Source organism: Arcicella sp. GW458-12-2-14-TSB2 (genome assembly GCF_059423785.1).
On the sequence record NZ_JBWKYN010000360.1, the window covers coordinates 1 to 1162 of the forward strand.

The 1162-nt window shown below is 35.7% G+C and carries 1 protein-coding gene; it reads left to right on the forward strand.

The window, feature by feature from the left end:
* The first annotated feature begins 181 nt into the window (after positions 1–181).
* Positions 182–1015 (forward strand): fumarylacetoacetate hydrolase family protein, encoded by an 834-nt coding sequence (locus AC07XN_RS24445; protein WP_494744944.1) that lies wholly within the window; start codon positions 182–184, stop codon positions 1013–1015.
* Positions 1016–1162: the final 147 nt, after the last annotated feature.

The following is a 1162-nucleotide window of genomic DNA, read 5'->3' on the forward strand; positions in this document are numbered from 1 at the left end:
GTTAATTTGTCTTTCAATAATGTACAAAAAATTAAATCGACATTTTTAGCCAATCAGGTGGTTTGATTCCTCACTACAAAGTTGACTTATTTTAACATACTACAAGCAAGATATTCAGTAAAAATACTATTTCTATCTGCTTTTAGGATTTTAGTCTCCCAAAATAGAAAAAACATTTAATATGAAAATATACAAAACCAAACAAGGAATTATCGTAGAATCGGCAGGTAAGTTTTATTTATCCGCTGAAAACAATTGGGATGTTTATGTAAATCGTGATGATTTATATGAACAAGTCAGCAAGGAAATCACCACACTTTCAAGCATTGAATGGGCTGGGAATGACATCCTTGCCCCTATCAGTCAACAAGAAATTTGGGCATCAGGCGTAACCTATATGCGTAGCCGTGAAGCCAGAATTGAAGAATCTAAAGATGCGGGTGGTGGAGATTTTTATGCCCGTGTATATGATGCAGAACGCCCAGAGATTTTCTTTAAATCATCAGCAAGCCGTTGTGTAGGTACAAACGATTTTGTCCGCATCCGTAAAGATTCAGCATGGAATATTCCTGAGCCAGAATTGACTCTCTTTGCTACTTCTAGTGGAAAAATTGTAGGTTATACAGCAGGGAACGATATGAGTTCAAGAGATATTGAGGGCGAGAATCCTTTGTATTTACCGCAAGCTAAAAGTTATGATAAGGCAGCCGCCATTGGGCCATGTTTGTATGTAACTGATGGAGAAATTAGCCCAGATACGTTGATTTCGCTAGAGATTTTGAGAGATAATATTTCTCAATTTCAGGGAAGTATTGCGATTAATCGTATGAAACGCCAGCACAATGAATTGATTTCATTCTTATTCAGAGAGATGTCTTTCCCACACGGAGCTTATTTAATGACAGGAACAGGCGTAGTGCCACCGAATGAATTTTCGTTAGCCATTGGTGATGTCATAAATATTTCTATCGAAGGTATTGGAACCTTGACTAATACTGTAGAGCAGAAGGCGTAAGAACCCTATACATTTTTCCCCATCATATTATCTTTAATAGAGATATTAGGATGGGGAAAATCAAGATTATATATTATTTTTTTAGACCCATAAAATATTTATTCCTTATAATTTGTGATTAAAATTTATCTCTAGTAATCCTACAAG

Bases quoted from the DNA above. Each gene is read 5' to 3' on its own strand.
- AC07XN_RS24445 (WP_494744944.1), top strand. From the start codon at position 182: ATGAAAATATACAAAACCAAACAAGGAATTATCGTAGAATCGGCAGGT.